Source organism: Marinomonas sp. UCMA 3892 (assembly GCF_012726345.1).
Taxonomy (GTDB): Bacteria; Pseudomonadota; Gammaproteobacteria; order Pseudomonadales; family Marinomonadaceae; genus Marinomonas.
On sequence record NZ_PTXN01000006.1, the window covers coordinates 215,501 to 239,438 of the forward strand.

Here is a 23,938-nt window from a genome sequence, read left to right on the forward strand (position 1 = left end):
TCTGATCTTGAGCTGATAAAAGCGAGCTACGGCTCGCTTTTTTATTGCTGGAAGTTTTGACACTGTTCAATTAGTGCATCGATGTTCATATTTTGTTCTGTACTGTCGGCAAGTCGGTCAATTTCTTTGTCGCGAAATTGGTCGTAGTTAAATGCTGCGGCGTGGTCGACACCGGCCCAGTTGAGTAGGGCTTGTAGGGCGTCTGGGTGATCGAAGACACCATGTAGATAGGTGCCGATGATTTGACCATCTGGTGATATGTAGCCTTCTCTTTCGCTGTTTTCTTTGTTCTTTCCGTCATCTAAGAGAGCGAAATGCGTAATCTGTGTTTCATCGGTAAAGCGTGAAACCCCTGAATGAATTTCATAGCCTGTCACTTGAGCATTGGCTGCGAAAGCGAGTTGCCCTTGGCGTTGTTTAAGCTGTTTCTCTTCTTTTAGGACGGTTTCCATGGGAATAAAGCCAAAACCTGTAGATCGCGTGTTAGCGTGTTGGTTTTCTAGTCCTAGTGGATCCAGCAGTTGTTCGCCGAGCATTTGATACCCGCCGCAAATCCCGATGACTTTGCCGCCATATCGTAAGTGTTTGTTGAGGTAGTCTTCCCAGCCTTCTTGACGTAAATAGGCTAGGTCGCTTTGTACGCTTTTGCTGCCAGGTAAAATAACCAAGTCAGCAGGTGGAATGGTTTCGTTGGCGCCTACTAGGATGACTTGAACTTCTGGATGAAGGCGCAGGGCGTCCCAGTCTGTGTGGTTGCTAGTGCGCGGCATGATCGGTATGACTATGTTTAGTTTGGCCTTGCTGTCTGCTTTAATGGGGCTTTTGGCAACGGCGTCTTCGGATTCTAAATGGAAACCTTTTAAGAAGGGCAGCACCCCTAAGACAGGTTTGCCTGTGCGTTCTTCAAGCCAGTCAAGGCCAGACTGTAATAAGCTAATATCGCCACGAAAGCGGTTTATCACAAAGCCAATGACTCGATCTTGCTCACTTGGGCTAAGTAAATCCAGCGTTCCAACGAGGTGAGCGAACACGCCACCTTTGTCTATGTCGGCAATGATGATAACAGGGCAATCAATGCTTTCAGCAAAGCCCATATTGGCGATATCACGAGCGCGTAAGTTTATTTCGGCAGGGCTGCCAGCGCCTTCAATTAAGACAGCTTGGTATTGATTGGCAAGACGCTGATATGAATCCAATGCAGCGACTTTGGCGATGCTTTTGTATTCGTGATACCCCACGGCGTTCATGTTACCCACGGCTTTGCCTTGAATAATGACTTGTGCCCCGGTGTCTGTATTGGGTTTGAGTAGAATAGGGTTCATGTCTACTTGTGGTTCTAGCCCGGCTGCATAGGCCTGTACCGCTTGTGCTCGCCCAATTTCATTGCCGTCTTTGGTGACTGCGCTGTTTAATGCCATGTTTTGCGGTTTGAAGGGCGCAACGGAAATACCTCGGCGATAAAATAAACGACATAATGCCGTGACTAGGGTGCTTTTTCCTGCGTCCGAGGTGGTTCCTTGGATCATTAAACTAAAGGCTGGCATTCAGTATCATCACGCTTTGAATCAATAAGGTGATAGAATTCTACCTGACCTATTCACCTTGTTAAGTGAAAAAACGACTTATATTTATGATCCTTTCTAATCTAGACTCTGCTATTCATGCTTTTTGCGATCATTTCTTAGCCTTTTCTTCTGTCACCAGTTTGATTTTAGTTGCCGCTTTGGTGTTGGATCGTTTGTTGGGAGAGCCCAAAAGCTGGCATCCACTTATTTGGTTTGGCCGTTGGGTGGATCTTTGTCGTCAGTATATTCAATTGCCACTAGATGCTTCTGCTTCTCGTCAACGTATGGTGGGCGTGTTGGCATGGCTGGTGGCGGTTTTGCCTTGGTTGATGGTTTTATTGGCTCTGCTGTGGTTGCTCCCTGATTGGCTGGATATTTTGTTGTCCGTTTTGGTGTTGTATTTTGCCATTGGTTGGCAAAGCTTGCGGGAGCATGCGTTGGCCATATATCAGCCGTTATCTGCATCGCCATTATCAGACGATAAGCTCGATGAAGCACGCCGTGCCGTGAGCTATATTGTCAGTCGCGATACGCAAAACTTGGATGAGTCTGCCGTGGCGAAAGCAGGTATTGAGTCAGTATTAGAAAATGGCAGTGATGCGATTTTTGCGCCTATTTTTTGGTTTTTGATATTCGGGGCGCCGGGTGTGCTTTTGTATCGTTTGGCAAATACGCTGGATGCCATGTGGGGCTACAAAACAGAATCTTTATTGCACTTCGGCTGGTTTGCCGCACGTTTTGATGATGTGTTGAATTATATTCCGGCTCGTTTGGTTATTTACACTTATGGCGCTTGTGGACATTGGCGTGCCGCGATTCGCAGTGCTCGTCGACCTTCTGCGCGCTGGAAAAGTCCTAATGCTGGCCCAGTTATGGCCGCTGGTGCGGGGGCGTTAGGAATTCAACTAGGCGGCGAAGCGCCGTATTTTGGCAAAATAGAAACCAGACCAATTCTTGGGGAAGGTGAACTTCCAAAACCTCATCATTTGAAAGAGGCGATTTGGCTGGTGGATAAAAGCGTGATTTTGTGGGGATTGGTTGTATGTCTGTTGGTCTAAAATCTTCTAAATTAAGCTGCACGCCGCCAAAGCATGGCGGCGATTTGGCATATTGGCAGCGAAAGGTAGGTGATGATGCGTTGAATTGGTTGGATTTATCCTCTGCCTGTAATCGTGAGCCTTGGCCGATTCCAGATATATCGCCGGCTTTGTGGATGGATTTGCCCGATCAAGCGGATTTATTAGACGAAGCAGAGCGCTACTTTGCTCGTCGTCCTCGTGCGATTGGTGCGGGTTCTCAGCATATTATCGAATCCTTGCCTCCTATGTTGCTGGCGAGCCAGTCTTCGGCTCTGCTTACTGTATCGCAAATCGTTTTTGTCCCTCGCATTGGTTATCAAGAACATGCTTTTGCATGGAAAAAGTGGGGCTTTGAGATTGCTTATTACGATTCCTTAGAAGAGTTATTAGCGCAAAAATGGGCGGTTGCTGTGGTGATTCAGCCGAACAACCCAACGGGGGAGGTCGCTTCAGCTGAGGTTTTGACTCAATTGATTGCTTACGCGGAACAGCAGAAAGCCTACCTTGTCGTGGATGAAGCCTTTATTGATGCCCATCCTGAATTAAGTTTGTTAAATCATCAAACGGCGGAAGATCTGAGTGACGCGCTTTTTCTGATGCGCTCGGTTGGGAAATTCTTCGGTTTGGCTGGGGCTCGTGTCGGATTCGTTTTTTGTGCCAATAAATGGCAAGCGGCCATTAAGAACTTGCTTGGTCCTTGGCCGGTAGCAACGCCGAGTTTGCATTTGGTGCAATTAGCCTTTGCTGATACCGCTTGGCAGTCTCATGCTCAACAGAATTTAGCTGTACGGCAAGCAGCGTTTGTTGAACGTGTTGTGCCTAAATTTAATACTATCTTTGATTCTCAAGAGTATGTGTTGAATCCGTTGTTTGTGACCTGGACTCTCGAAAGTGATGACTATACGGCGCAAGTATTTGAGATGTTGCATCAAGTTGGTGTTCATACTCGCTTAGGCGAAGGTTGGATTCGTGTGGCATTACCAGCTTTGCATGAAATGGATGCGTTAAATAGCGCATTGATTCGTTTATTAAAAACAGCGGGAGGCCGAGAGCTAGCATGAAGCATCTCGTTTTAGGTGGCGTTCGTAGTGGTAAAAGTGCTTTCGCTCAAGAACAAATAGCGACTTGCGGAAAACCAGTCTGTTATGTGGCGACGTCCCAAGTGTGGGACAAGGATATGGAGGATCGGGTTCGCTTACATAAAGACAACCGACCGAGTGAATGGCAATTGATAGAAGAGCCATTAGCATTGGCAAGTGTCTTAAATTCTCTTAATTCACCTGATCAAGCAGTCATTGTTGAGTGTTTTACCTTATGGATGACGAACTTATTGTGCCTAGAAGATGAAATTCGTTTGAAAGATGAAAAACAAGCACTACTAAAAGCGGTTGAAGAATTCGAAGGGGATTTAGTTTTAGTGTCTAGTGAAGTGGGTCTAGGTATTATGCCGATGAACGCACTGGCTAGGCGTTTTGGTGATGAGACAGGCCTAATGAATCAGGCGCTAGCTAAATTGACCGATCGGGTAACTTTTGTTGCGGCGGGACTACCATTACCGCTAAAATCCTAATCTTTTATTTCCACTCAATCTTTTCTTGTATTATGTTATTCCCTTAGTGGCACATAATTGAGAAATCAAAACCAATAGCGAAAGGCGTAGGAGCTTTGATGACCCCTTATTCAAAAGATTTTCCGGTATCTTGGGAAGAGTTACATAGGAATGCTCGTGCTTTGTCTTGGCGTTTGCTTGAGCAAGGTCCTTGGAAGGGAATTATTGCGATTACTCGTGGCGGTTTAGTACCAGCGGCTATTTTATGTCGTGAAATGGATATTCGCCTGATTGATACGATTTGTATTGTTAGTTACGGTGCCGGCGAGAAAGGCGATGGAGTAATGAAGCAAGGTGAACTGAATGTTTTGAAAGGCGTAGAAGGCGACGGTGAAGGCTTCATTTTGATTGATGATCTAGTTGATACAGGGCGTACTGCGGCAAAAGTACGTGAAATGTTGCCTAAAGCGCATTTTGCTACCATTTACGCAAAACCTGCTGGTAAGCCATTGGTTGATACTTTTATTACCGAAGTAAGCCAAGATACGTGGATACGTTTTCCATGGGATATGGAATATACCTTTTCGACGCCTTTGGCGGATCGTCAAGCAAAGTAAGTATTCACTTCAGTAGCACACCAATTCCCCAAAAATAAAGTCTAAAAAAGCCTCAATAGAAAATTAGTTGTTGTTTGACACAAAAGAAGCGAGAGAGCTTGCAAAATTACACAAAACTCTCGTTTCTTTTACACAGTTTTCAGCTAGCTTTATGGTTATATTCGTCTTTAAATAAGAGTTCAATAAAAGTAAATGGCAGCGAATAAATGGCTATAAAACGCATTTTTCACGCAAACATTTTATGAGAGTACAATAGGATTTTAATATGTGGCAAACATTAACTAAAGTTGCTTTCGCTGGTATTTTATCGTTTGCGATGATTTTACCTGCTTGGGCTGAAGGTACAGTAGCTCGTGCTCAATTTTCAACAGATGTTGTTGATCGAGAGCCGATTGATGATATTGGGCCTACTGTGAAAGTAGAATATGGCGAAATACAAAGGGTGTATTTCTTTACTGATTTACGTGATATGTCAGGCAGCCAAGTGATTCATCGTTGGAAGCTAGACGGCGAAGATCAAGCGGACGTAGGTTTTGATATAGGTGGTGACCGTTGGCGTGTGTGGTCAAGTAAACGACTAATGCCCGGTTTTGATGGTAAATGGAGTGTTGATGTTGTTCAGGATGGGCAAGTGATTGAAAGTCGTTCATTTGATTATGTAGATGAAGGTTAGTAAATCAGGCATTATTTACTGCTAAATTGTTTACATCGACTAAGGATTAATATGCCTCATTTACGTGTTCGTGGACTAGCTTTTGACGAATTAGAGTCTATCGCAGACATCTTGATAGAAAACTTAGCTGAAATTACCGATACGCCTAATTCACACTTTACACTTGAGTACCAAGCAACAACCTACCTTGCTGTCGGCGGTGCTTCTCCTGCTTATCCGTTTTTTGATGTTTTGTGGTTTGACCGAGGCGATGAAGTAAAACGCAAAGTAGCGTTAATCATTGAAGAGTTGGTTAGACCATTGGTAGATAGTGGCCAAGACATTACCGTTTTGTTTCATGATCTACAGGGCAAAGATTATTACGAGAATGGCGAGCACTTTTAAGAGATAACCTCTCCTTGTCTTCAAGGGGAGGTACCACCTTTCCTTTCAAACGCTTTGTATTCTCAACCTTTTTTCCGCTCTGCTGAGCGGGTTACTTTTGTCCTCCGTTTAGTCCAGAAAAGTACAAAAGTAACCAAAAGGTTTCTTTAAGATTTTTAATGCCTCCTTTCTTTCGTTAGTGCATGGTTCCACCTACGCTCGTTATATCGTAAGGCATAGATTGTTTATTTAGTGAGATATGGATCGTCAAACAATAACTTTGAAACTCCATAGGGTCGCGCAATCGGGATTGCGTCGAACTGACTTCATCGTAGTTAATCGTCCGTAAATGGAATATGGAAGGTCTTCTTCTCTCTTTTTATGAAGTGTTGATAATCCTACCGCTGAAATTCGTAGACACTTCCCAAGTTCATTATCTGAGTTAATTCATCTAATGCGTTGCGGCTTTCGATTAGTAGTTGAGGGTCTGCTAGGTCTTTTTCGTGCAGTTCATCTCGGTAATATTTATCTACCCAAGTGTTTAAGCGTTCAAATAGGCTGTCATTCATTAAAGTTGATGGATTGATGGCTTGTTGCTCCGCTTGGGTTAGGGCGACGCGAAGTCGAAGACAGGCTGGGCCGCCGCCGTTGCTCATGCTTTGTTTAAGATCGAAGACTTTTATATCATTGATCGGTGATTGACCTGCCACTAGGCTGTTCAAATACGCCCAAACCGCTGGGTTATTTTCACACTCACCCGGTACAACGAGCACCATGTCATCATCGTCACGGCTTAATAATTGGCTGTTAAACAGGTAAGACTGGATGCAATCTTGAACTGATACCTCGCTGCTGGGTACTTCAATTAGGTGTAACTTAGATGCTCTGTCTCCCCACGCGGTGAGCAAGTCTTGCTTCATCTTGGCGGTGTCCAAGAAGGCTTCTTGGTGGTAGAAGTGCGCATTGCGGTTACCAACGGCAATGACATCATTGTGGAAAACACCTGCGTCGATGACGTCTGGATTTTGTTGTGTGTAAACTACTTGTTCTGGGGATAAGCCATGTCGACGGGCAACCGCTTGAGAGGCTTCTAAAGTGTGACGAGCTGGAAATTTAGCAGGATGTGGCGCGCTGTTGTTGAAGGCTTCCATTCCATACACAAAGAACTCGATGCCTTGTTCGCCATAACCATGGCAAAAACGTGTGTGGTTTGCTGCCCCTTCATCGCCAAAGTGATCGACACTAGGCAAAGCAGGGTGGTGGGCAAAATGTTTTTCGTCTTTAAAGGTCGCTTGTAAAATCGCGCCAGTGGTTTCATGTTCGATGGAACGATGGAATTTATTTACCAAGTTGGCTGGTGTGAAATGCACACGTTTATCACTGGTGTCGCCACTGGGTGAAACGGTTGCGGCATTGGCTGTCCACATGCAAGAGGCTGAGCTGACTGCAGCCAGCAGTTTGGGCGCTTGTTTAGCTGCTTGAGCTAAGATATTGGCATCACTGCCAGAAAATCCTAAGCGGCGTAGCGTTGGGATGTGAGGGCGTTCGTGTGGTGCAAGAACCCCTTGGAGGAATCCCATATCAGCCAAGGCTTTCATTTTAACCAAGCCCTGTTTCGCCGCCGCCTTTGGGTTTGATGGACGCGAGGAGTTACTCAAAGACGCGACGTTACCAAAAGATAGGCCGCTGTAATTGTGGGTTGGGCCCACTAAGCCGTCAAAATTGGCTTCTGTCGCAGTGTTCATAATGACCTCTTGTAAGTTGAGTATTCTGTGTCGTTAAAGGGTAATGCCATGACCGAGTTTTTCAGGCATGGTTAAGCTGTCTGCCTCGATACTGGCCACTGGATAAGCGCAGTAATCGGCCGCATAGTAGGCACTGGCTCTATGATTGCCACTGGCTCCTGTGCCGCCAAATGGCGCGTTACTGGAGGCTCCGGTTGTTTGACGGTTCCAGTTAATAATGCCAGCACGGCTGTGCTGTAAGAACCACTCGTATTCGTCAACATCATCGGACAGAATCCCTGCCGATAGGCCGAATTTGGTATTGTTCGCAATGGTCATAGCCTGTTCTAAAGAGTCATAACGAATCACCGTCAGCAAAGGGCCGAAGTATTCTTGATCGGGAAGCTCGTCCAATATGTCTGTAGCATCAATAATACCTGGTGTGACAAAGCCAGTTTGGCTATCCCCACGGGTCATTTCTACAATTGGACTGGTGCCTAAGTCGATCAGCTTTTGGTAGGCTTGTAGTAATCCATCCGCCGCTTGAGCTGAAACGATTGGTCCCATGAAGGGCTGTTCTTCAGCATCATAACGGTCGATTTTCAGGGCTTTGGTTGCTGTGACTAGGGATTGTAAAATGGCATCGCCTAGAGCGCCTTTTGGTAATAATAAACGACGGGCACAAGTACAGCGTTGTCCCGCTGATATAAAGGCTGACTGGATGATTTCATGTACGGCAGCACGTTGATCCGCTATTTTCTCCGAAACCAATAATGGGTTGTTGCCGCCCATTTCTAAGGCCAAAATCTTGCCAGGATGACCAGCAAAGTCTTTATGCAAAATGTGACCTACTTGTGGACTGCCGGTGAAGAATAATCCGTCGATGCCCTGGTGATTGGCCAAAGCAACGCCAGTGTCGCGCTCGCCTTGAATCAAGTTAACTACGCCTGCTGGTAGGCCGGCTTTTTCCCATAATTGAATGATTAAATCTGAAGTGGCTGGCGCTTGCTCACTGGGTTTGAACACCACAGTATTGCCAGCAATCAAGGCTGGCACAATGTGTCCATTAGGCAAGTGTCCTGGAAAGTTGTATGGCCCGAATACAGCAACCACGCCATGTGGACGATGACGTAGTCGAGCGGTAGCGCCAGGCATTGGGGTGGTTTTTTCACCGGTTCTTTCATGGTACGCCTGTTTGGAAATGGCAACTTTGCCGACCATAGCTGCAGCTTCGGTACGTGTTTCCCAAATGGGCTTGCCTGTTTCGCGGCTGATGATGGTCGCGATATCTTCGCTGTGTTCTTTTATCAATTCTGCGAAGGCTTCAATAACCGTTAATCGTTCTTCCAAAGGGCGATTCGCCCAAGCAGGAAACGCAGAGCGGGCTGCTTGGATGGCTAAACCTACTTGGTCTGAAGTGGCAGCGTTGGCTTGCCATACTAAACTTGCATCAGCAGGGTCGATAGAGCGGAGTAACTGGCCTTCGCCTGCTAACCATTGACCATTAATATAATGTGCTTGTTTCATGATAGCTCCTGTTAATTCGTGCGCATTTATCTTGAATATGGGGATAATTCGACGATTCGAACGGGTTCTTTGTTTGTAATGCAGAGGTTGTCTGCTTCTTCTTGGGTTAAGGTCATTGCACTACCTGGTGGAATGGTGCGCTGGATTAAGATACACCTGAAATCAGCTACTTTGGCGTTGGATACTAGGTAGTAATTACCTTCACTGACGCCTTCTTTTGCGCCTTTAGGTTGGCCTATATTTGCAAGGCAAAGTCGGCTGTCACGGACTGCTCGTATGTCTTGCACACGAGCCTCTAAACTTGGGCCACCATCAAAAATATCGACGTAGTTTTCGTAACGAAAGCCTTCTTGTTCTAAGAGGCGACGAGCTGGCACCGTATTTTTGTGCACTTGTCCCAAGACGTCGCGAGCTTCTTGTGGCAGCAAGTTCACGTAAACTGGGTTGTTTGGCATAAGTTCAGCAATAAACTGTTTGTTACCTTGAGAGGTAAGTTCGTCAGCCTCTTTAAAGTCAATGGAGAAGAAGTGTCGACCAAGGCTCTCCCATAGAGGCGAAATGCCGTTTTCATCACTTACGCCACGCATTTCCGCGAAGACTTTTTCTGTAAAGCGTTCGGGAAACTGTGCCATGAACATGAAGCGTGCTTTAGAAAGCAGTTGGCCGTTTTTTGAATGGCGGTAATCTTCTTCTAAAAACAGTGTGCAGATCTCACTAAATCCGGTGAAGTCATTATTGAGTATCAGTGTTGGAATGGCGTTATGTACGCCAAGTTCACGTGATGCGTGAGTGATGGTTCCCAAGTGATAGCTGTAGAAGGGTTCATCTAAACCAACCGTAGCTAATATTCCACAGGTACCAACAATGTCACCTGTTGTGGTGTCTTCAAGCACCATCAAATAATCTTCATTGTGGGGCTTGGTGACGTTTTCTTTGTTAAAAGAGCGCACTGCGCCATCAATTTTCTTTTGTAGAATGGCTTCATCAGATACCAAGGAGGTAAAACCAATGCCGGTTTTTTCTGCAAGTCGGTAAAGTGACTTTAGGTCATTCTGACAAATAGGGCGTATGACCATCATGATGGAGTTCCTCGTATTTAATTAAGCTGCTTTTGACGGTTATTAAGATCATGCAGATCGTTATTATTGTTTATAGAGCAACCCACTGGATGCGCTTTCCGGATGAAATACCTAGCCTTTCTTGAGTTGATTTCTCTAATGCTAACCCTGCTACTTGCGGCTCAGCAGGTGCGGCAGTCACTCTAAAACTCTCTAAATGGCCTGCAGAGATAAGGTGCATCGCGCCTTTTGATGTTTCTGTTAGCGTTAATGCTTTGTCTATTTTCTGGTTGGTAATGGTGTGCAGGCTTTCTGTTCTTGCTTCGATACTTGGGCCAGCATCAAATATGTCTACATAGCCACGGAACTCAAAACCTTCATCTAATAAAATGTCCGCACTCTGACCTGAGTTCTCATGCACTACGCCAATGGCTTCTTGTGCGGCTTCTGGTAATGTTGGAACATAAATCGGGTAACGTGGCATTAATTCCGCGATGAAATTTTTATTACTAACACCTGAAAGATAGTCGGCTTTCTTGAAGTCCATGGTAAAAAAGTGTTTTCCTAAAGCGTCCCAAAAAGCGGAGTAGCCGTGTTTGTCACTTTCGCCGCGCAATTCTGCAAATAAACGCTTAGTAAAACGCTCAGGATAACGAGCAATAAAGAGTAGGCGTGCTCTGGATAACAAAGACATAGCAAGGGGATTCTGGTGCGCTTTGTCGACCACTAAGGCAATCAGTCGGCTGGTGCCGCTGTAGTCATGGCACAAGAAAAGAGCTGGAATGCGATTGTGAATTTGCAACTGTGGTGATGCATGAACTACTTCATCAATGCGATAGCTGTAAAATGGTGTATCGACTCCAACCATAGCATCAATGCCGCAACAGCCAACAATTTCATCATTGCTGGTATCTACTAAGACAAACAAGTAGGATTCGTCGCCTGGTTGCACGACGTCAGTTTGCAAAGAGCGACGAGATGTCGCGATTTTGTCATTGAGGCGTTCTCTGTTGGCCGGAAAATTTGTGATACCAATTCCTGCTTGTTGGGCAAGACGTTCCAGCGCGGGAAGATCGGAAAAATCAACTGGTCGTACTAGATACATAGAGAATTCCTGAAAACAATTTAGGGCGATAATAGTTAAGTATTATTGCTGAGATAAGTAAGGCGTGTAAGAGACTAACTTTCGCATTAGCGACACGTTTTTCTAAATTTTGGCTAATAGTGGTCGATTTTTAAAAAGTATAGAGGTTTTGAAGTATGAAAGCGGGCGTTTATCAGCATTACAAAGGGGCGCTGTACTGGGTTGAGCGAGTGGCAAAACACAGCGAAACAGAAGAAGAACTGGTGATTTACCAAGCCTTATATGGCGAGTTTGGCTGGTGGGCAAGGCCGCTAAGTATGTTTCAAGAATCTGTTGAAATTAATGGTGAGAGCATTCCACGATTTGATTGGGTTAAGGCTGAGCGTGATGATATTAACGGCTAATAATTAGCCGTTATCGTGTTAGTCGGGTAAGTGCATCCAAGGAGATTCACGCATAAAATAAATGATTTGCTCTCTCAGCCAACGATGAGCTAGATCATTATTAAAACGTTCATGCCAAAAAATATGGATAGGGTGTCGACCACTATACTCATCGAGTTCCAATACTTCTTTTGGAATAGGCAATAGTTTTACTGGATAGAAGTGGGCTTTTTCGCACATTAATTGTAAAAATAAGTCCCCAATTGAACGGGAAGCAACCAATGCCATGCCTCTTTTAACAGCTTGCATCGCCACCATCAGGCTATCAGTCTCTAAATCTGGCTGAATAAAGTACCCTTGCTGTTTGAGCTTTTGTTCCGTTTTAAAAAAGGTACTATCTCGATTGTTATGCAAATGATGGGTAACCACTTTATGAGACAGTAGCTCTGCCACGGTTAATTCATCTTTGTGATAAAGCGGGTGAGCTTCACTCAAGATAAAGCAGGCTTCCATATAGCCGATTAACTTACTGCGAACATTATTGGGCGTATCATTAATGCGCATAATACCAAGATCAACATTGCCAGAAACTAGCTCATCTAGGCTGTAATCTCCCCATGAACTTATGGCCAATCGCATACCAGGTGCTTGATATTGTAATGAGGCCAGTAGTGGCTCGATAAAGTTTTCTAAGTCTCCTTCTCCAACACGTAGCTTAATGCGTCGATTTAGATTCTTTAAGTCTAGAGAGTTAGGGCTCATTAATTCAGAAAGAGAGTTTAAAATAGGCTGAATGAGGTCGTGTAATTCAGAGGCTCGCGCTGTAGGGCTGAGACCATAAGCTTGGCGAGTGAAAAGAGAGTCTTTAAATAACTCTCTTAGCCGCTGTAAACTCTTGCTGAGTGCGGGTTGCGTTACGCCAAGTCGTTCAGCAGCACGAGATACGCTGCCTTCTTCCATGATAGTCACGAAAGCGACGAGTAGCTTAATATCGAGTTTTAAGATGTCGTCTAAATGCATGATCTTCTCAATACGTTAGATAGTTTAAAAACAGGAGCCTTATCTATTCGATAAAGCTCCACCCCTAAATACAATGGTTAGTTATTATTTAAAGGTACTGTTCAGTAGACTTATTCAAAGTCTTCGTGATGACGATATTTGACTCGGAATAATATTGTGTAAAACACAGGTACAGCGATCAATGTCAGTATTGTTGCGAAACCTAAGCCGAAGGAAATAACCACAGCCATGCCCTCAAAGAAAGCGTCGTACAATAATGGCACCATACCAAGGATGGTGGTGATAGCAGCCATACAAACTGGGCGAACACGACTTACAGCGGAGATGAAAATGGCTTCATATTTCTCTGTGCCTTGCTCTAGTTCATAGTTTATTTGATCTGCCAATACGATACCATTTTTCACCGTCATACCTGATAAGCTTAGGAAGCCGAGTAGCGCCATAAAGCTGAATGCAGAGTTCATTACCAACAATCCAGTTGAAACCCCGATCAGTGCTAATGGTACGCAGAACCAAATTGTTAACGGTACGCGAATTGAGTTAAACAGTAAGATGGTAATGATAAACATAAACAGGTAACCCATAGGCAAAGCCTTGAATATATTAGCTTGAGCATCGGTACTGCTTTCGTATTCACCACCCCAATCTAATACGTAACCTGGCGGTAAATGAATCGCTTCGATTGCGCCACGAGTACGAGAGAAGATCGCCATTGCAGTTTCATCACCCAAAATCTTAGGGTCAGCCATCACAGTGATAGTACGTTTACGATCTCTACGTTCAATGATTGGGTCTTCCCACACGGTTTCAAAACCAGATACTAGTGCAGAAAGGGTCACATAAGATCCTGTTGCTGGGCTATAGATCTGCAAGTCACGAATTTGGTCAATAGAAACTCGTTCATTTTCTGGTGCAGTTCTTACAATTGGTAACAGGTCTGTGCCTTCACGATATAAGCCAATTTGCGACCCTGTGAAGTTGGTTAACAGCACTTCGTCTAGCTCTTTTTTGCTGATACCTAGACGTCGAGCCTGCGCATCATTAAAGAGAGGGCGAAGCACTTTAACAGGCTGGCGCCAGTTGTCTTTAATATTTTCAAGGCCACCGTCTTTGCGGTAAATGTCTTGAATTTGTGCGCTCACTTGACGTAAGTACTTTGGATCTGGACCGCTAATACGAGCTTCAAGCTTAGCACCACTTGCTGGCCCTAATTGTAAACGTTCTAGTTTTACCTCTAGCTCTGGATACTCTTCTTGCATTTTGTAATACAGATCTTTGAGTAAGTCTGGAATAACGTCTGTGCTCTTAGTTCGAATGATGAACTGAGCGTAACTAGAGTTAGCTTGCGTCGCATTGTAAGTAAGCATGAAGCGCAAAGCGCCTTGACCTGTTGTAGATGTCACGTAGTTAATACGATCGTCTTTTAAAAGATCACTTTCAATCTGCTTTACCGTAGCGTAAGTGCTATCAATATGGGTTCCTTCAGGCATCTGAATGTCCATATAGAACATGGGAGTTGTCGAAGGTGGGAAGAAAGATTGTTTTACAAATTGGAATGCCCAACCTGCAGTAAACAAACTACCGACCAACAGAATCACCGTTATCCAACGGTAATGCATGGCTTTATCTAATAACCATTTGTAGCCGGTAAAGATAAAACCTTTATAAGGATCTTCTAGCTCTTTTGTTGAACCATCTTCATTGTTGGCTTTTTCGATCGTTTCTTTAAAGAATAAATCACAGAAAAAAGGCGTCAATGTAATGGCTGTGATCCAGCTTAATAGCAGAGAAATCAACAATACATAGAAAAGTGAGCCAACGAATTCACCGACCGCATCTGGAGATAAACCAATCGGTGCGAAAGCTGTAACCGCAATGACGGTAGCGCCTAGAAGTGGCCATTTGGTTTGTTTTACAACTGCGCTGGCGGCTTGTAATTTGGTCATGCCTCTTTGCATGCCAATGAGCACACCTTCGGTCACCACGATGGCATTATCTACCAGCATCCCGAGCGCTATGATCAAACCACCTAAGGAAATTCGCTGTAGGTTGATATGGAAGTAATCCATCACAATGAAGGTGCCAAGAATGGTAAGCAGCAGAATGATACCAATCAAGATACCAGAACGAATGCCCATAAATACCAACAGCACTAGGATAACGATACCCACGGCTTCAGCTAGGTTAAGTAGGAAATTTGATACGGAGCGCTCAACTTCTTTAGACTGGAAGTAAATCGGTTCCATATTTAAACCAATAGGTTGCTGGTATTGTAGTTCTTCAATGCGATTTTCTAATGCTTCACCAATTTTTACGACGTTAACACCCGACGCAAACGAAACACCAAGTAAGAGAGATTTAGCACCGTTAAAATCGACAATGTGAGTCCTTGGTTCAACATATTCGCGCTTAATTGTGGCGATATCGCTCAAACGAATTAAGTTACCGTCTGTTGGTGTTCCAACAATGAGGTTTTCAAGTTCAGAAATATCTTTAAATTCACCGGTAGGGCTTATGCGAATATATTCGCTACCCACTTTTACGCTACCTGCATTGGATACGCTATTTTGATTTGATAATAAGGTTTCTAGCTGACTAGGTGCGATCCCCATATTAGTTAGCTTGGAGCGAGAAATCTCAATGGTAACTTGCTCGTTTTGCTCCGCAGCCACGGTGACTTTAGCAACGCCATCAACAAGAACTAGCTCACGTTTGACATAGTCAACATAGTTTTTTAGGTCTTTATATGGGTAGCCTTCGCCATTGATCGCCAGCATCACACCGTATACATCACCAAAGTCATCTAAAACGATAGGCGTTGCAACGCCACTAGGGAAAGAGCCGGAAATATCGCGAATTTTCTTACGTACTTCATCCCATATTTGCTTTAGCTCTTTTGCTCGATAAGTATCTTTGATCGTCAGTTGAACTTTTGAGTAGCCTGCTTTTGACGTCGATGTGATTTTGTCAACGTAAGGTAAGTTTTGAAGTTCGCGCTCAATAGGGTAAGTCACTTCTTCTTCTACTTGTTCTGGTGAAGCACCAGGATAGTAGGTAATGATAAGAGAGTCCTTGATGGTAAATTCAGGGTCCTCTAATTGCCCAAGGCTTGTAAATGCAATGACACCACCAACCAATAAGATCAGCGTGACCATCCAGCTAGTTACTTTGCGTTTAATAAAATAAGCAGCAATATCCATTATAGGCCTCGCTCACGTGTCCAAGGGCGAACCTGCATACCTTCATGTAAGCTGTGTACGCCTGCCGCAACAACTTGGTCTCCGGCTTCAAGACCTGAAACGATTTCAATTTGATTCCCTTGTAAGGATCCCAATTTTACTTTACGAGCATTTACTTGCTTGGTGTCTTTATTAAATACCCAAACCGTACTGTTTGATTCTCCGGTTGTGGTGTCTTCGTGGCGAAGAACCGCTTCAACAGGAATGACATAATGTTTCTTCTGACCTAATAGACGACTTAGATCTATATCTACGTTGGCAGTCATACCTGGTAGTAGCGTATGTTGTAAGCCATCATTACGCTGGATTCGTAATGTAACGTCGTAAGCTTTTGTTGTTTGATCTGGTGTGGTTTTGTGTTCTTTATAACTGCCTGTTAATACTTCGTCTGGTGCAACGTCTACAACGACAGTTGGTTTGTAATCTGAATTAGTAGATTTAATACTGACGACTAAGCTTTCAGGGACTTGAAATTCCACATCTAAATCATCGATGTTTTGTATATGCATAAGTGTTTGTGTTGCACTTACATATTGGAAGTTTTCTGTAGGAACAGAGGCAACAACCCCCTTGAATGGCGCATATACTTTCGTATATTTAAGCTGGTTTTTTGCGGTTTCTAGAGCATTATTCATTTGGTCCAATGTTGCTTTGCTTGAATCATACTCAGATTTAGTTGTAGCGTTTTGCTTAAATATTGCTTGAATACGTTTAAATTGTGCTTCGGCAAGGCTTTGATTTGCTTGTGCAAGTTCAACTTGGAGTTTGAAATCTGTTGGATCAAGCACCGCCAGCAGATCGCCTTTGTTTACACGCTGTCCAGCGACAACATTTAGTCCCATCAGCTGTCCACCAACACGAAATGCAATATCTGCTTCTTCGCTGGCTTTTAGCTCAGCAGGAAAACGACGGATATTGACTGCATCGGTTGACTCAATAGTAATTAATTTTACTGGTCGTATAATTTCTTTTTCCACAGCCACGTCATCTTCGTTCGATGAGCAGCCAGTTAGCAGCAGTAATGCTGCCAACGTTAAACCAATAATCGTATTAATACGTTTTTGGAAATTCATTGATTACTCCGTAAAAATATAGGAAATACTTAGATGAATGTATTTTATATCTCTATAGATTGGATATAAACTTTTAAATATATATGAAAGATATTCCATATATTGGATATCTTTCTTATAGATTATATTTTATTGAGTCTTTTCTAACTCTTCTAAAAATGTTTCTAGAATAAGATTGGCTCGAGCGCCTTTTCGAGTGATTGCTGAAAACTGAGTGATGTAATGACATTCATCAGGAAGAATGGCGCGCATACGGCCGTCGCGAATCCAATGTTCAGCTACATGGTCTGGTAGAAAACCAATATAACGTCCTGTCAAAATAAGGAAGGCGATCCCTTCTCGGTCAGTCGCGGTGGCACTTGCCGTAAGAGGTTGATGTTGGGCTTTGATCTCAGGCGTCTGAGCATAAGCAGGAAGCACAGCATCAAAGTCTTTGAGCTTGGTTTTGGATATTTTGTCGTCGATGACGGTAAAGAGTGGGTGAGTATCACTGCAATAGAGCTTGGACTCTTCTTCATAAAGGTGGTGATAATCCAAACCGCTGAGTATTTTCAAATCTGGCACTATGCCAACATGCAAGCGCCCATCTAACACACCTCGTTCTACATCCGTGGGTGGAATCATCCGAATATTGATAGCAACTTGCGGGCCTTTGTCTTTTAGTCCTGCTAAAGCTCTTGTAATACGTGTATGTGGCAGGGTCACAAGATTATCGGTAATGCCAATGTTTAATTCACCTTTTAAATGTTGATGAAGCGCATTGATGTTGGTTCTGAAATCTTCGATGGATGACAATAGCTGTAGGGTGAAGTCGTATACTTTGCTACCTTCATTAGTTAGCGAAAAACCGGAGCGGCCACGTTGGCATAAGCGAAAGCCTAAACGTGTTTCTAAATCTGATATAGCAATACTGATGGCGGCGCGACTGATATTTAACTCAACCTCAGCCGCGGAAAATCCACCACACTCCACTACAGTTCGATAAATTCGTAAGATACGAAGATCTGCATCGCTTACCTGACTTTGAAATTGATTCATTATTTATTTTTCCCTAGAGAACTTAGTTAAGTAAAAGATTAACTAAGCGTTAATAGATTCGACTTTTTATAATCTATTCCTCTTGTCATAGTAGAGTCAATGCTTGTCATCAGTGTGACTTTTACTCTGTCGTAATGATGCCAATAACCCTTTTAGAATGATTGTATGGAGTATTCATGGAAATTATCGGACACTTGATCGGCGGTAAACATTCAGAGCAAGCCGAACGTACTCAAGATGTATTTAATCCAGCAACTGGCAAGGTGGCCAAAAAAGTGGCCATTGCTTCTCGTGAAACCGTAGAAGAAGCGATTTCAGCCGCTCAAGCTGCGTATCCAGAATGGCGCAATACTCCGCCATTAAAGCGTGCACGCATCATGTTTAATTACAAAGCTCTATTGGAAAAGCATGCCGATAAAATTTGTGAACTCATCGGTGCTGAGCATGGAAAAATTTGCCATGACGCCGCGGGTGAATTACAGCGCGGGATTGAAAACGTTGAATACGCCTGTGGTGCACCAGAATTGTTGAAAGGTGAGTACAGCAAAAATGTTGGTCCAAATATCGATTCTTGGAGTGAGTTTCAACCGTTAGGTGTGGTGGCTGGTATTACGCCCTTTAACTTCCCTGCGATGGTGCCACTGTGGATGTTTCCGATGGCGATTGTCTGCGGCAATACGTTTGTCTTGAAACCGTCTGAACGCGATCCAAGTACCGCATTGTTTATCGCGGAACTATTGCATGAAGCTGGTTTGCCTGCTGGTGTATTTAACGTGGTAAATGGCGATAAAGTGGCTGTTGATACCTTATTGGAAGACAAGCGAGTAAAAGCCGTGAGCTTTGTCGGTTCCACGCCGATTGCCGAATATATTTACAGTAAGGCCACAGCCAATGGGAAACGTTGCCAAGCACTGGGTGGGGCGAAAAATCACGCGATTGTCATGCCTGATGCGGACATGGATAACGTTGTCAGCCAGTTACTTGGTGCAGCTTTTGGTTCCTCTGGCGAGCGCTGCATGGCCTTGTCGGTAGCAGTTGCGGTTGGTAAAACCGCTGGTGATGCTTTGGTTAGCAAAATGGCCGAAGCCATGAAACCACTTAAAGTGGGTGAATGTTCAGACAAAACTAATGACTTTGGTCCTGTGATCACTAAGGAGCATAAAGACAAAGTGGTTGGTTTTATTGATAGCGCTGAATCACAAGGTGCGACGATTGTTGTTGATGGTCGTCATCCGACAGTGTCTGGTTATGAAAATGGCTTCTTTGTTGGGGCGACCTTGATTGATAACGTAACGAAAGACATGGATAGCTACCAACAAGAGATTTTTGGCCCGGTTTTACAAGTAGTGCGAGTGGATACCATGGAAGAAGCCATGACATTAATTAACGACCATGAATACGGCAACGGCACTTGTATTTTTACTCGAGATGGCGAAGCGGCGCGTTATTTTTCGGATAATATTGAGGTTGGCATGGTGGGGATAAACGTTCCTTTACCAGTACCTGTGGCATATCACAGCTTTGGTGGTTGGAAGCGTTCTTTGTTCGGTGATTTACATGCTTATGGCCCAGATGCTGTGCGTTTTTATACTAAGCGTAAAACTATTACTCAGCGCTGGCCTTCGGCAGGGGTACGTGAAGGAAAGAGTTTTTCTTTTCCTTCATAGGGATTAAACCTATAAAAGATTTGAGTTATTTAATGGCTGTTTGTCGAAAGATAAGCGGCCATTTTTTATATGCGAGAAATGTAAGCATAAAAACTTCTTCATACACTTCCCTCGTATTGGTTGACAATATAAAGTAGCAGCGAAGGCTTGTTATGAATTGACACTTTTCTTTTCGCTAGGACCAATATGAATACCAAGATATCTTTTTTACATAGTGCTAAGTGGCTACCTGTTTTGCTGAGCGTTTTAATATCGGGTTGTGCCTTGTCACCTGAAAAAAAAGAAAGCGTTCAATCAAGTGCTGAGCTGACGATTGAAGTCGAAGGAAACTCGGCTTATTTATCTGGAGTCTTGGGCGCAGACCTCGTAAAGCAGCTAAGCGATATGGTGCGTAAAAATCCTAATGTTACGGATCTTGTTTTAGTGGATGTGCCTGGTTCCGTTGATCAGCAAGCGACAATGGAAGGTGCGCGTTTGATCCGTCGACTTGGCTTGAATACTCACATTGCTCCGACGGGTTACGTGCTTTCTGGTGGTGTTGATCTATTCTTAGGTGGTGTAACACGGAGTATTGGAGCTGGTGCTGGTGTTGGCGTTCATTCATGGTCAGATGGCACCAGAGTAGTAGCTAAGAGCTTGAGCGTTACCGATCCTGTGCATGCGGCGTATGTTAACTTTTATTTAGAAATGGGTGTGACAGAGAGATTTTATTGGTTTTCTTTGGATGCAGCACCAGCGGATAGGGTGTACTTTTTATCACCAGAAGAAGTGTACGATTTTCAGCTAGCAACAGAATAGCGTCGAATTACATTAACGTCTTAAGGGGGCATTATGGAACAAATAGAACTGTTTGCCATAGAAAGCCCTTGCCGAGGTGTGTGTGAAAACAGTGCAAAGGGATTCTGTAAAGGCTGCTTACGCAGTAGGGAAGAGCGCTTTCATTGGTTTTCCTTGTCCAATGAAGCGCGACATCGTGTATTAGATCTTTGTCAGCAACGCCGTGCGCGCTTGTTGAAAGCTCGCCAAGAAAGATTGGAAGCTGATTCCGCCAAGGCGCTTCCATATGGTATGGAAGATGAACAGGTTACAGACCTGTTTGAACTAACAAATGATTAACAGCCCATTCAGGCCGTTAATCGGTCAATTAATTCTCAAAAATCGCGTCTAGTGCCTCTGATAAGCGTTCAACCCCAATTACTTTCATGCCTTCAATGGGCTTTTTGGGGCAGTTAGCCTTGGGTACCACTGCTCTGGTAAAACCATGTTTCGCCGCTTCACTAATACGTTCTTGTCCTGATGGTACAGGGCGAATTTCACCGGATAAACCGACTTCTCCAAGTACCACTAAGTCATGCGGTAATACCCTATCACGGAAACTAGAGACTACCGCAGCTATAGCGGCAAGATCCGCGCTGGTTTCCAATACTTTCACACCACCAACCACGTTTAGATAGACATCTTGATCCGATGTCAGTAAACCACCGTGCTTGTGTAATACCGCCAATAACATTGCTAAGCGATTATGATCAAACCCAACGGTTACCCGTCTTGGGTTACCTAATGCTGAATCATCGACCAGTGCTTGGAGTTCAACCAATAACGGGCGCGTTCCTTCCCAAACAACCATCACAAGGCTACCAGCCGCGGGATGATTACTGCGGTTTAAGAAAATAGAACTTGGGTTTTTGACTTCTTTTAAGCCATTTTCGAGCATGGCGAAAACGCCCAGCTCATTCACGGCACCAAAGCGGTTTTTCATGCCGCGAAGGGTACGAAAGCGCGAGTCTTCGGAACCTTCTAACAGCACAGAACAGTCCACCATGTGCTCAAGTACTTTTGGCCCAGCCAAAGAGCCATCTTTAGTAACGTGCCCGACGAGCAAAACTGCTGTTTGGGTTTGTTTGGCGAAGCGTGTTAAAACCGCGGCGCTTTCTCTAACTTGTGACACGCTGCCTGGTGCGGATTCAACGCCATCTAAGTGCATGACTTGAATCGAGTCGATGACCATTACTTTGGGTTTTACTTGTTGAGCGATGTTTAAAATCGCTTCCACATTGGTTTCTGACAACATTTTTAGATTTTGTGTTGGCAGGCCAAGGCGTTGTGCTCGCATGGCGACTTGTTGCAGTGATTCTTCCCCTGTGACATACAAGGCGCTTTGTTGTTGCGCGAGCCAGCACATAGTTTGCAGCAAGAGTGTACTTTTGCCTGCACCTGGGTGGCCGCCAATCAGCACTACACCACCGGGAACTAAGCCACCGCCTAATACGCGGTCGAATTCGTTGGCACCCGAGCTAAAGCGTGGCACATCGCCCAAATCGACGTCAGATAAGTTTTGGATACCTGTCACTGCACCAGCGTAACCTTGATATCGTGGATCTTGGCTGGCGGAAACCCGAGCAGAGGTTTTACTAGAAGTAAGGCGAATTTCGGATAGTGAATTCCACGCACTGCAGGCTTGGCATTGTCCTTGCCATTTTGCGTAGTCGGCTCCGCATTCATTGCATACAAAGGCGGTTTTTGCTTTGGCCATGAGAGTCTCTTTGGGTCATAAAAAGGGCGCTATCAGCGCCTTAGAACAGTCTTACAAAATGAAATTAAGCTGTTGTGATAACGTCCATGTTATCACAGGAAAAAGCGGCTTCGCTTATTTCGATTTTTTCCAATTCACTGAGTAAAGATCAGTGCGACGATCTTTTAGATTGTTCACCGAACCTTCGCTGCGAGTCAATTTAAGTTTATCTAAGTCCAAATCCGAGAACATGATCATTTCTGTGTTTGGCGTGGTTTCAGCCATAACCGCATCATGTGGGTAAGAGAAATCAGAAGGCGAAAATACAGAGCTTTGCGCATACTGAATGTCTAGGTTTTCTACCTGAGGAAGGTTGCCACAGCTACCACAAATAACCACATAACATTCGTTTTCAATGGCGCGTGCTTGAGCACAACGACGTACGCGCAAGTAACCGTTTTTGGTATCTGTCCAGAATGGTACAAACAGAATATCCATGTCTTGCTCGGCAAGTAGACGACCTAGCTCAGGGAATTCCACATCGTAACAAATCAAGATGCCTACTCGGCCAGCATCGGTATTGAAGACGCGTAAATCGTTGCCACCTTCAATAACCCAGTCACGGCGTTCATGGGGGGTTATGTGGATTTTTTTCTGCTCTTCCACTGTACCGTCACGACGACATAGGTAACTGACATTATAGACAGTCTCGTCTTCAATTACTGGCATGGAGCCGGTAATGACGTTGATGTTATAGCTGACTGCGAACTGGGACATTTCATTGATAAAGCGTTCAGTGAAGCTCGCCAAAAAGCGGATAGCTTCGGTTTGGTTGCTTTGGTCGGGACTTAGTCCAATCAGTGGCGCATTGAAGAATTCAGGGAATAAAACAAAGTCACTTTTATAATCGGATACCGCGTCGATAAAGTATTCGACTTGCTTTAGTAGCTCATCAACGCTTTCAACTTCACGCATTTGCCACTGAATCGCACCGATACGAACTTGAGTCTTACGTGAACGAATCACGTTGGTATCAGGTTCGAAGAAGATGTTTTTCCATTCCAATAAGGTTGCGTAGCCTTGAGATTTTTCATCTTCTGGCATGTAGCGTTTTAGCAAGCGAGTGACTTGGAAGTCGTTAGATAATTGGAAAGTAAGGATAGGGTCATAAATTTTACGCTCACGAACAGATTCTAAGTATTCTGCCGCGGTCATTTCATGGGCATGTTCGTGGTAACTTGGAATTCGGCCACCCGCCAAAATAGCTCGTAGGTTATGCTGACGACATAACTCTTTTCGTGCTTCATATAGGCGACGACCAAGACGGTAGCCACGATATTCTGGTGCGATTAAAACATCTAGACCATACATGGCGTCGCCACGTTCATCGTTCAGAATGTTTTCTTTTTGATCGATAAGATCATCATAAGTATGTGGGTTACTAAAGCGCTGATAGCTAACTTGAACAGACAAGGCTAAACCGACAATTTTGCCGTGATCTTCTAAACAGATTTGTCCTTCAGGAAAATCCTTAATCAGCTTATGGATAGTGTGTTCCGGCCATGAGCCACCGATGTCGTGATAGACCTTATCCATCAGTACTTTTATTTCGTCGTAGTCGTCGTTGGTAAGGTTACGAATGGTTAAATGTAAATCGTCGTGCATGTTGGCCTCTATAAGTCGATCTTATGTATATCTCATGATAACGCGTATCGGTGTGAGTAAGTAAGAGATCAGTATGTCATATGGGTGTATAACGCTAACTCA

21 protein-coding genes are annotated in these 23,938 nt (G+C 44.3%); 10 read left to right on the forward strand and 11 right to left on the reverse strand.

Annotation, left to right across the window (positions count from 1 at the left end):
• Positions 1-41 precede the first annotated feature (41 nt).
• Positions 42-1,544 (reverse strand): cobyric acid synthase, encoded by a 1,503-nt coding sequence (locus B6N13_RS10395; protein WP_169459303.1) that lies wholly within the window; start codon positions 1,542-1,544, stop codon positions 42-44.
• Positions 1,545-1,630: 86 nt separating this feature from the next.
• Between B6N13_RS10395 and cbiB the strand changes: the two genes are divergently transcribed.
• From cbiB to B6N13_RS10425, 6 genes are all read left to right on the forward strand, one after another.
• The gene (gene cbiB, locus B6N13_RS10400; protein WP_169459304.1) at positions 1,631-2,623 is read left to right on the forward strand and encodes an adenosylcobinamide-phosphate synthase CbiB; all 993 of its coding nucleotides are present in this window, start codon (positions 1,631-1,633) and stop codon (positions 2,621-2,623) included.
• On the forward strand, positions 2,608-3,705 hold the full coding sequence (locus tag B6N13_RS10405) for an aminotransferase class I/II-fold pyridoxal phosphate-dependent enzyme (protein WP_169459305.1): 1,098 nt from the start codon (positions 2,608-2,610) through the stop codon (positions 3,703-3,705). Before cbiB ends, B6N13_RS10405 begins: the two co-directional genes overlap by 16 nt.
• Positions 3,702-4,214: a bifunctional adenosylcobinamide kinase/adenosylcobinamide-phosphate guanylyltransferase gene (gene cobU, locus B6N13_RS10410; RefSeq protein ID WP_012071341.1), complete on the forward strand. Its 513-nt coding sequence runs from the start codon at positions 3,702-3,704 to the stop codon at positions 4,212-4,214. The genes B6N13_RS10405 and cobU overlap by 4 nt, the downstream gene beginning before the upstream one ends.
• Positions 4,215-4,312: 98 nt before the next feature.
• Positions 4,313-4,810 (forward strand): xanthine phosphoribosyltransferase, encoded by a 498-nt coding sequence (gpt, locus tag B6N13_RS10415; protein ID WP_012071340.1) that lies wholly within the window; start codon positions 4,313-4,315, stop codon positions 4,808-4,810.
• Between the two features lie 265 nt (positions 4,811-5,075).
• Positions 5,076-5,483, forward strand: coding sequence for a DUF2914 domain-containing protein (locus B6N13_RS10420; RefSeq protein WP_012071339.1), 408 nt, complete (start codon positions 5,076-5,078; stop codon positions 5,481-5,483).
• A 51-nt stretch (positions 5,484-5,534) separates the two neighbouring features.
• Positions 5,535-5,867, forward strand: a complete 333-nt coding sequence (locus tag B6N13_RS10425) for a DUF1904 family protein (RefSeq protein WP_012071338.1) — start codon at positions 5,535-5,537, stop codon at positions 5,865-5,867.
• A 377-nt stretch (positions 5,868-6,244) separates the two neighbouring features.
• Here B6N13_RS10425 and astB read toward each other — a convergent pair whose 3' ends face one another.
• The 4 genes from astB to B6N13_RS10445 form a co-directional block, all read right to left on the reverse strand.
• Positions 6,245-7,591 carry an N-succinylarginine dihydrolase gene (gene astB / locus B6N13_RS10430; RefSeq protein WP_169459306.1) on the reverse strand — a complete coding sequence of 449 codons (1,347 nt, stop codon included), beginning with the start codon at positions 7,589-7,591 and terminating at the stop codon, positions 6,245-6,247.
• A 33-nt stretch (positions 7,592-7,624) separates the two neighbouring features.
• On the reverse strand, positions 7,625-9,097 hold the full coding sequence (astD, locus tag B6N13_RS10435; RefSeq protein WP_211172830.1) for a succinylglutamate-semialdehyde dehydrogenase: 1,473 nt from the start codon (positions 9,095-9,097) through the stop codon (positions 7,625-7,627).
• A gap of 26 nt (positions 9,098-9,123) precedes the next feature.
• Positions 9,124-10,176 (reverse strand): arginine N-succinyltransferase, encoded by a 1,053-nt coding sequence (gene astA, locus B6N13_RS10440; RefSeq protein WP_169459307.1) that lies wholly within the window; start codon positions 10,174-10,176, stop codon positions 9,124-9,126.
• Between the two features lie 70 nt (positions 10,177-10,246).
• Positions 10,247-11,260 carry an arginine N-succinyltransferase gene (locus B6N13_RS10445; RefSeq protein ID WP_012071334.1) on the reverse strand — a complete coding sequence of 338 codons (1,014 nt, stop codon included), beginning with the start codon at positions 11,258-11,260 and terminating at the stop codon, positions 10,247-10,249.
• Positions 11,261-11,415: 155 nt separating this feature from the next.
• Between B6N13_RS10445 and B6N13_RS10450 the strand changes: the two genes are divergently transcribed.
• Positions 11,416-11,643, forward strand: a complete 228-nt coding sequence (locus tag B6N13_RS10450) for a DUF1653 domain-containing protein (RefSeq protein WP_012071333.1) — start codon at positions 11,416-11,418, stop codon at positions 11,641-11,643.
• A gap of 18 nt (positions 11,644-11,661) precedes the next feature.
• On the opposite strand, the gene B6N13_RS10455 is transcribed toward B6N13_RS10450, so the two are convergent.
• The 4 genes from B6N13_RS10455 to B6N13_RS10470 all read right to left on the reverse strand — a co-directional run bounded on the left by B6N13_RS10455 (position 11,662) and on the right by B6N13_RS10470 (position 17,992).
• Positions 11,662-12,642, reverse strand: coding sequence for a LysR family transcriptional regulator (locus B6N13_RS10455; protein ID WP_169459308.1), 981 nt, complete (start codon positions 12,640-12,642; stop codon positions 11,662-11,664).
• 110 nt (positions 12,643-12,752) lie between these two features.
• On the reverse strand, positions 12,753-15,842 hold the full coding sequence (locus B6N13_RS10460) for an efflux RND transporter permease subunit (protein WP_012071331.1): 3,090 nt from the start codon (positions 15,840-15,842) through the stop codon (positions 12,753-12,755).
• A complete protein-coding gene (locus tag B6N13_RS10465; RefSeq protein WP_012071330.1) occupies positions 15,842-16,954 on the reverse strand; it encodes an efflux RND transporter periplasmic adaptor subunit in 1,113 nt (370 codons plus the stop codon). Before B6N13_RS10465 ends, B6N13_RS10460 begins: the two co-directional genes overlap by 1 nt.
• Before the next feature lie 129 nt (positions 16,955-17,083).
• Positions 17,084-17,992, reverse strand: coding sequence for a LysR family transcriptional regulator (locus tag B6N13_RS10470; protein WP_012071329.1), 909 nt, complete (start codon positions 17,990-17,992; stop codon positions 17,084-17,086).
• A gap of 176 nt (positions 17,993-18,168) precedes the next feature.
• On the opposite strand from B6N13_RS10470, the gene B6N13_RS10475 reads away from it, so the two are divergent.
• From B6N13_RS10475 to B6N13_RS10485, 3 genes are all read left to right on the forward strand, one after another.
• On the forward strand, positions 18,169-19,659 hold the full coding sequence (locus B6N13_RS10475; protein ID WP_169459309.1) for a CoA-acylating methylmalonate-semialdehyde dehydrogenase: 1,491 nt from the start codon (positions 18,169-18,171) through the stop codon (positions 19,657-19,659).
• A 186-nt stretch (positions 19,660-19,845) separates the two neighbouring features.
• Positions 19,846-20,457: an alpha/beta hydrolase gene (locus B6N13_RS10480; protein WP_012071327.1), complete on the forward strand. Its 612-nt coding sequence runs from the start codon at positions 19,846-19,848 to the stop codon at positions 20,455-20,457.
• Between the two features lie 33 nt (positions 20,458-20,490).
• Entirely contained in the window at positions 20,491-20,775 is a 285-nt protein-coding gene (locus tag B6N13_RS10485) for a DUF1289 domain-containing protein (protein WP_169459310.1), read from the forward strand.
• 28 nt (positions 20,776-20,803) lie between these two features.
• On the opposite strand, the gene radA is transcribed toward B6N13_RS10485, so the two are convergent.
• A complete protein-coding gene (radA, locus tag B6N13_RS10490) occupies positions 20,804-22,192 on the reverse strand; it encodes a DNA repair protein RadA (RefSeq protein WP_169459311.1) in 1,389 nt (462 codons plus the stop codon).
• 114 nt (positions 22,193-22,306) lie between these two features.
• Positions 22,307-23,836 (reverse strand): bifunctional GNAT family N-acetyltransferase/carbon-nitrogen hydrolase family protein, encoded by a 1,530-nt coding sequence (locus B6N13_RS10495; protein ID WP_169459312.1) that lies wholly within the window; start codon positions 23,834-23,836, stop codon positions 22,307-22,309.
• Positions 23,837-23,938: the final 102 nt, after the last annotated feature.

Bases quoted from the DNA above. Each gene is read 5' to 3' on its own strand.
- B6N13_RS10395 (WP_169459303.1), bottom strand. From the start codon at position 1,544: ATGCCAGCCTTTAGTTTAATGATCCAAGGAACCACCTCGGACGCAGGA.
- cbiB (WP_169459304.1), top strand. From the start codon at position 1,631: ATGATCCTTTCTAATCTAGACTCTGCTATTCATGCTTTTTGCGATCAT.
- B6N13_RS10405 (WP_169459305.1), top strand. From the start codon at position 2,608: ATGTCTGTTGGTCTAAAATCTTCTAAATTAAGCTGCACGCCGCCAAAG.
- cobU (WP_012071341.1), top strand. From the start codon at position 3,702: ATGAAGCATCTCGTTTTAGGTGGCGTTCGTAGTGGTAAAAGTGCTTTC.
- gpt (WP_012071340.1), top strand. From the start codon at position 4,313: ATGACCCCTTATTCAAAAGATTTTCCGGTATCTTGGGAAGAGTTACAT.
- B6N13_RS10420 (WP_012071339.1), top strand. From the start codon at position 5,076: ATGTGGCAAACATTAACTAAAGTTGCTTTCGCTGGTATTTTATCGTTT.
- B6N13_RS10425 (WP_012071338.1), top strand. From the start codon at position 5,535: ATGCCTCATTTACGTGTTCGTGGACTAGCTTTTGACGAATTAGAGTCT.
- astB (WP_169459306.1), bottom strand. From the start codon at position 7,591: ATGAACACTGCGACAGAAGCCAATTTTGACGGCTTAGTGGGCCCAACC.
- astD (WP_211172830.1), bottom strand. From the start codon at position 9,097: ATGAAACAAGCACATTATATTAATGGTCAATGGTTAGCAGGCGAAGGC.
- astA (WP_169459307.1), bottom strand. From the start codon at position 10,176: ATGATGGTCATACGCCCTATTTGTCAGAATGACCTAAAGTCACTTTAC.
- B6N13_RS10445 (WP_012071334.1), bottom strand. From the start codon at position 11,260: ATGTATCTAGTACGACCAGTTGATTTTTCCGATCTTCCCGCGCTGGAA.
- B6N13_RS10450 (WP_012071333.1), top strand. From the start codon at position 11,416: ATGAAAGCGGGCGTTTATCAGCATTACAAAGGGGCGCTGTACTGGGTT.
- B6N13_RS10455 (WP_169459308.1), bottom strand. From the start codon at position 12,642: ATGCATTTAGACGACATCTTAAAACTCGATATTAAGCTACTCGTCGCT.
- B6N13_RS10460 (WP_012071331.1), bottom strand. From the start codon at position 15,842: ATGGATATTGCTGCTTATTTTATTAAACGCAAAGTAACTAGCTGGATG.
- B6N13_RS10465 (WP_012071330.1), bottom strand. From the start codon at position 16,954: ATGAATTTCCAAAAACGTATTAATACGATTATTGGTTTAACGTTGGCA.
- B6N13_RS10470 (WP_012071329.1), bottom strand. From the start codon at position 17,992: ATGAATCAATTTCAAAGTCAGGTAAGCGATGCAGATCTTCGTATCTTA.
- B6N13_RS10475 (WP_169459309.1), top strand. From the start codon at position 18,169: ATGGAAATTATCGGACACTTGATCGGCGGTAAACATTCAGAGCAAGCC.
- B6N13_RS10480 (WP_012071327.1), top strand. From the start codon at position 19,846: ATGAATACCAAGATATCTTTTTTACATAGTGCTAAGTGGCTACCTGTT.
- B6N13_RS10485 (WP_169459310.1), top strand. From the start codon at position 20,491: ATGGAACAAATAGAACTGTTTGCCATAGAAAGCCCTTGCCGAGGTGTG.
- radA (WP_169459311.1), bottom strand. From the start codon at position 22,192: ATGGCCAAAGCAAAAACCGCCTTTGTATGCAATGAATGCGGAGCCGAC.
- B6N13_RS10495 (WP_169459312.1), bottom strand. From the start codon at position 23,836: ATGCACGACGATTTACATTTAACCATTCGTAACCTTACCAACGACGAC.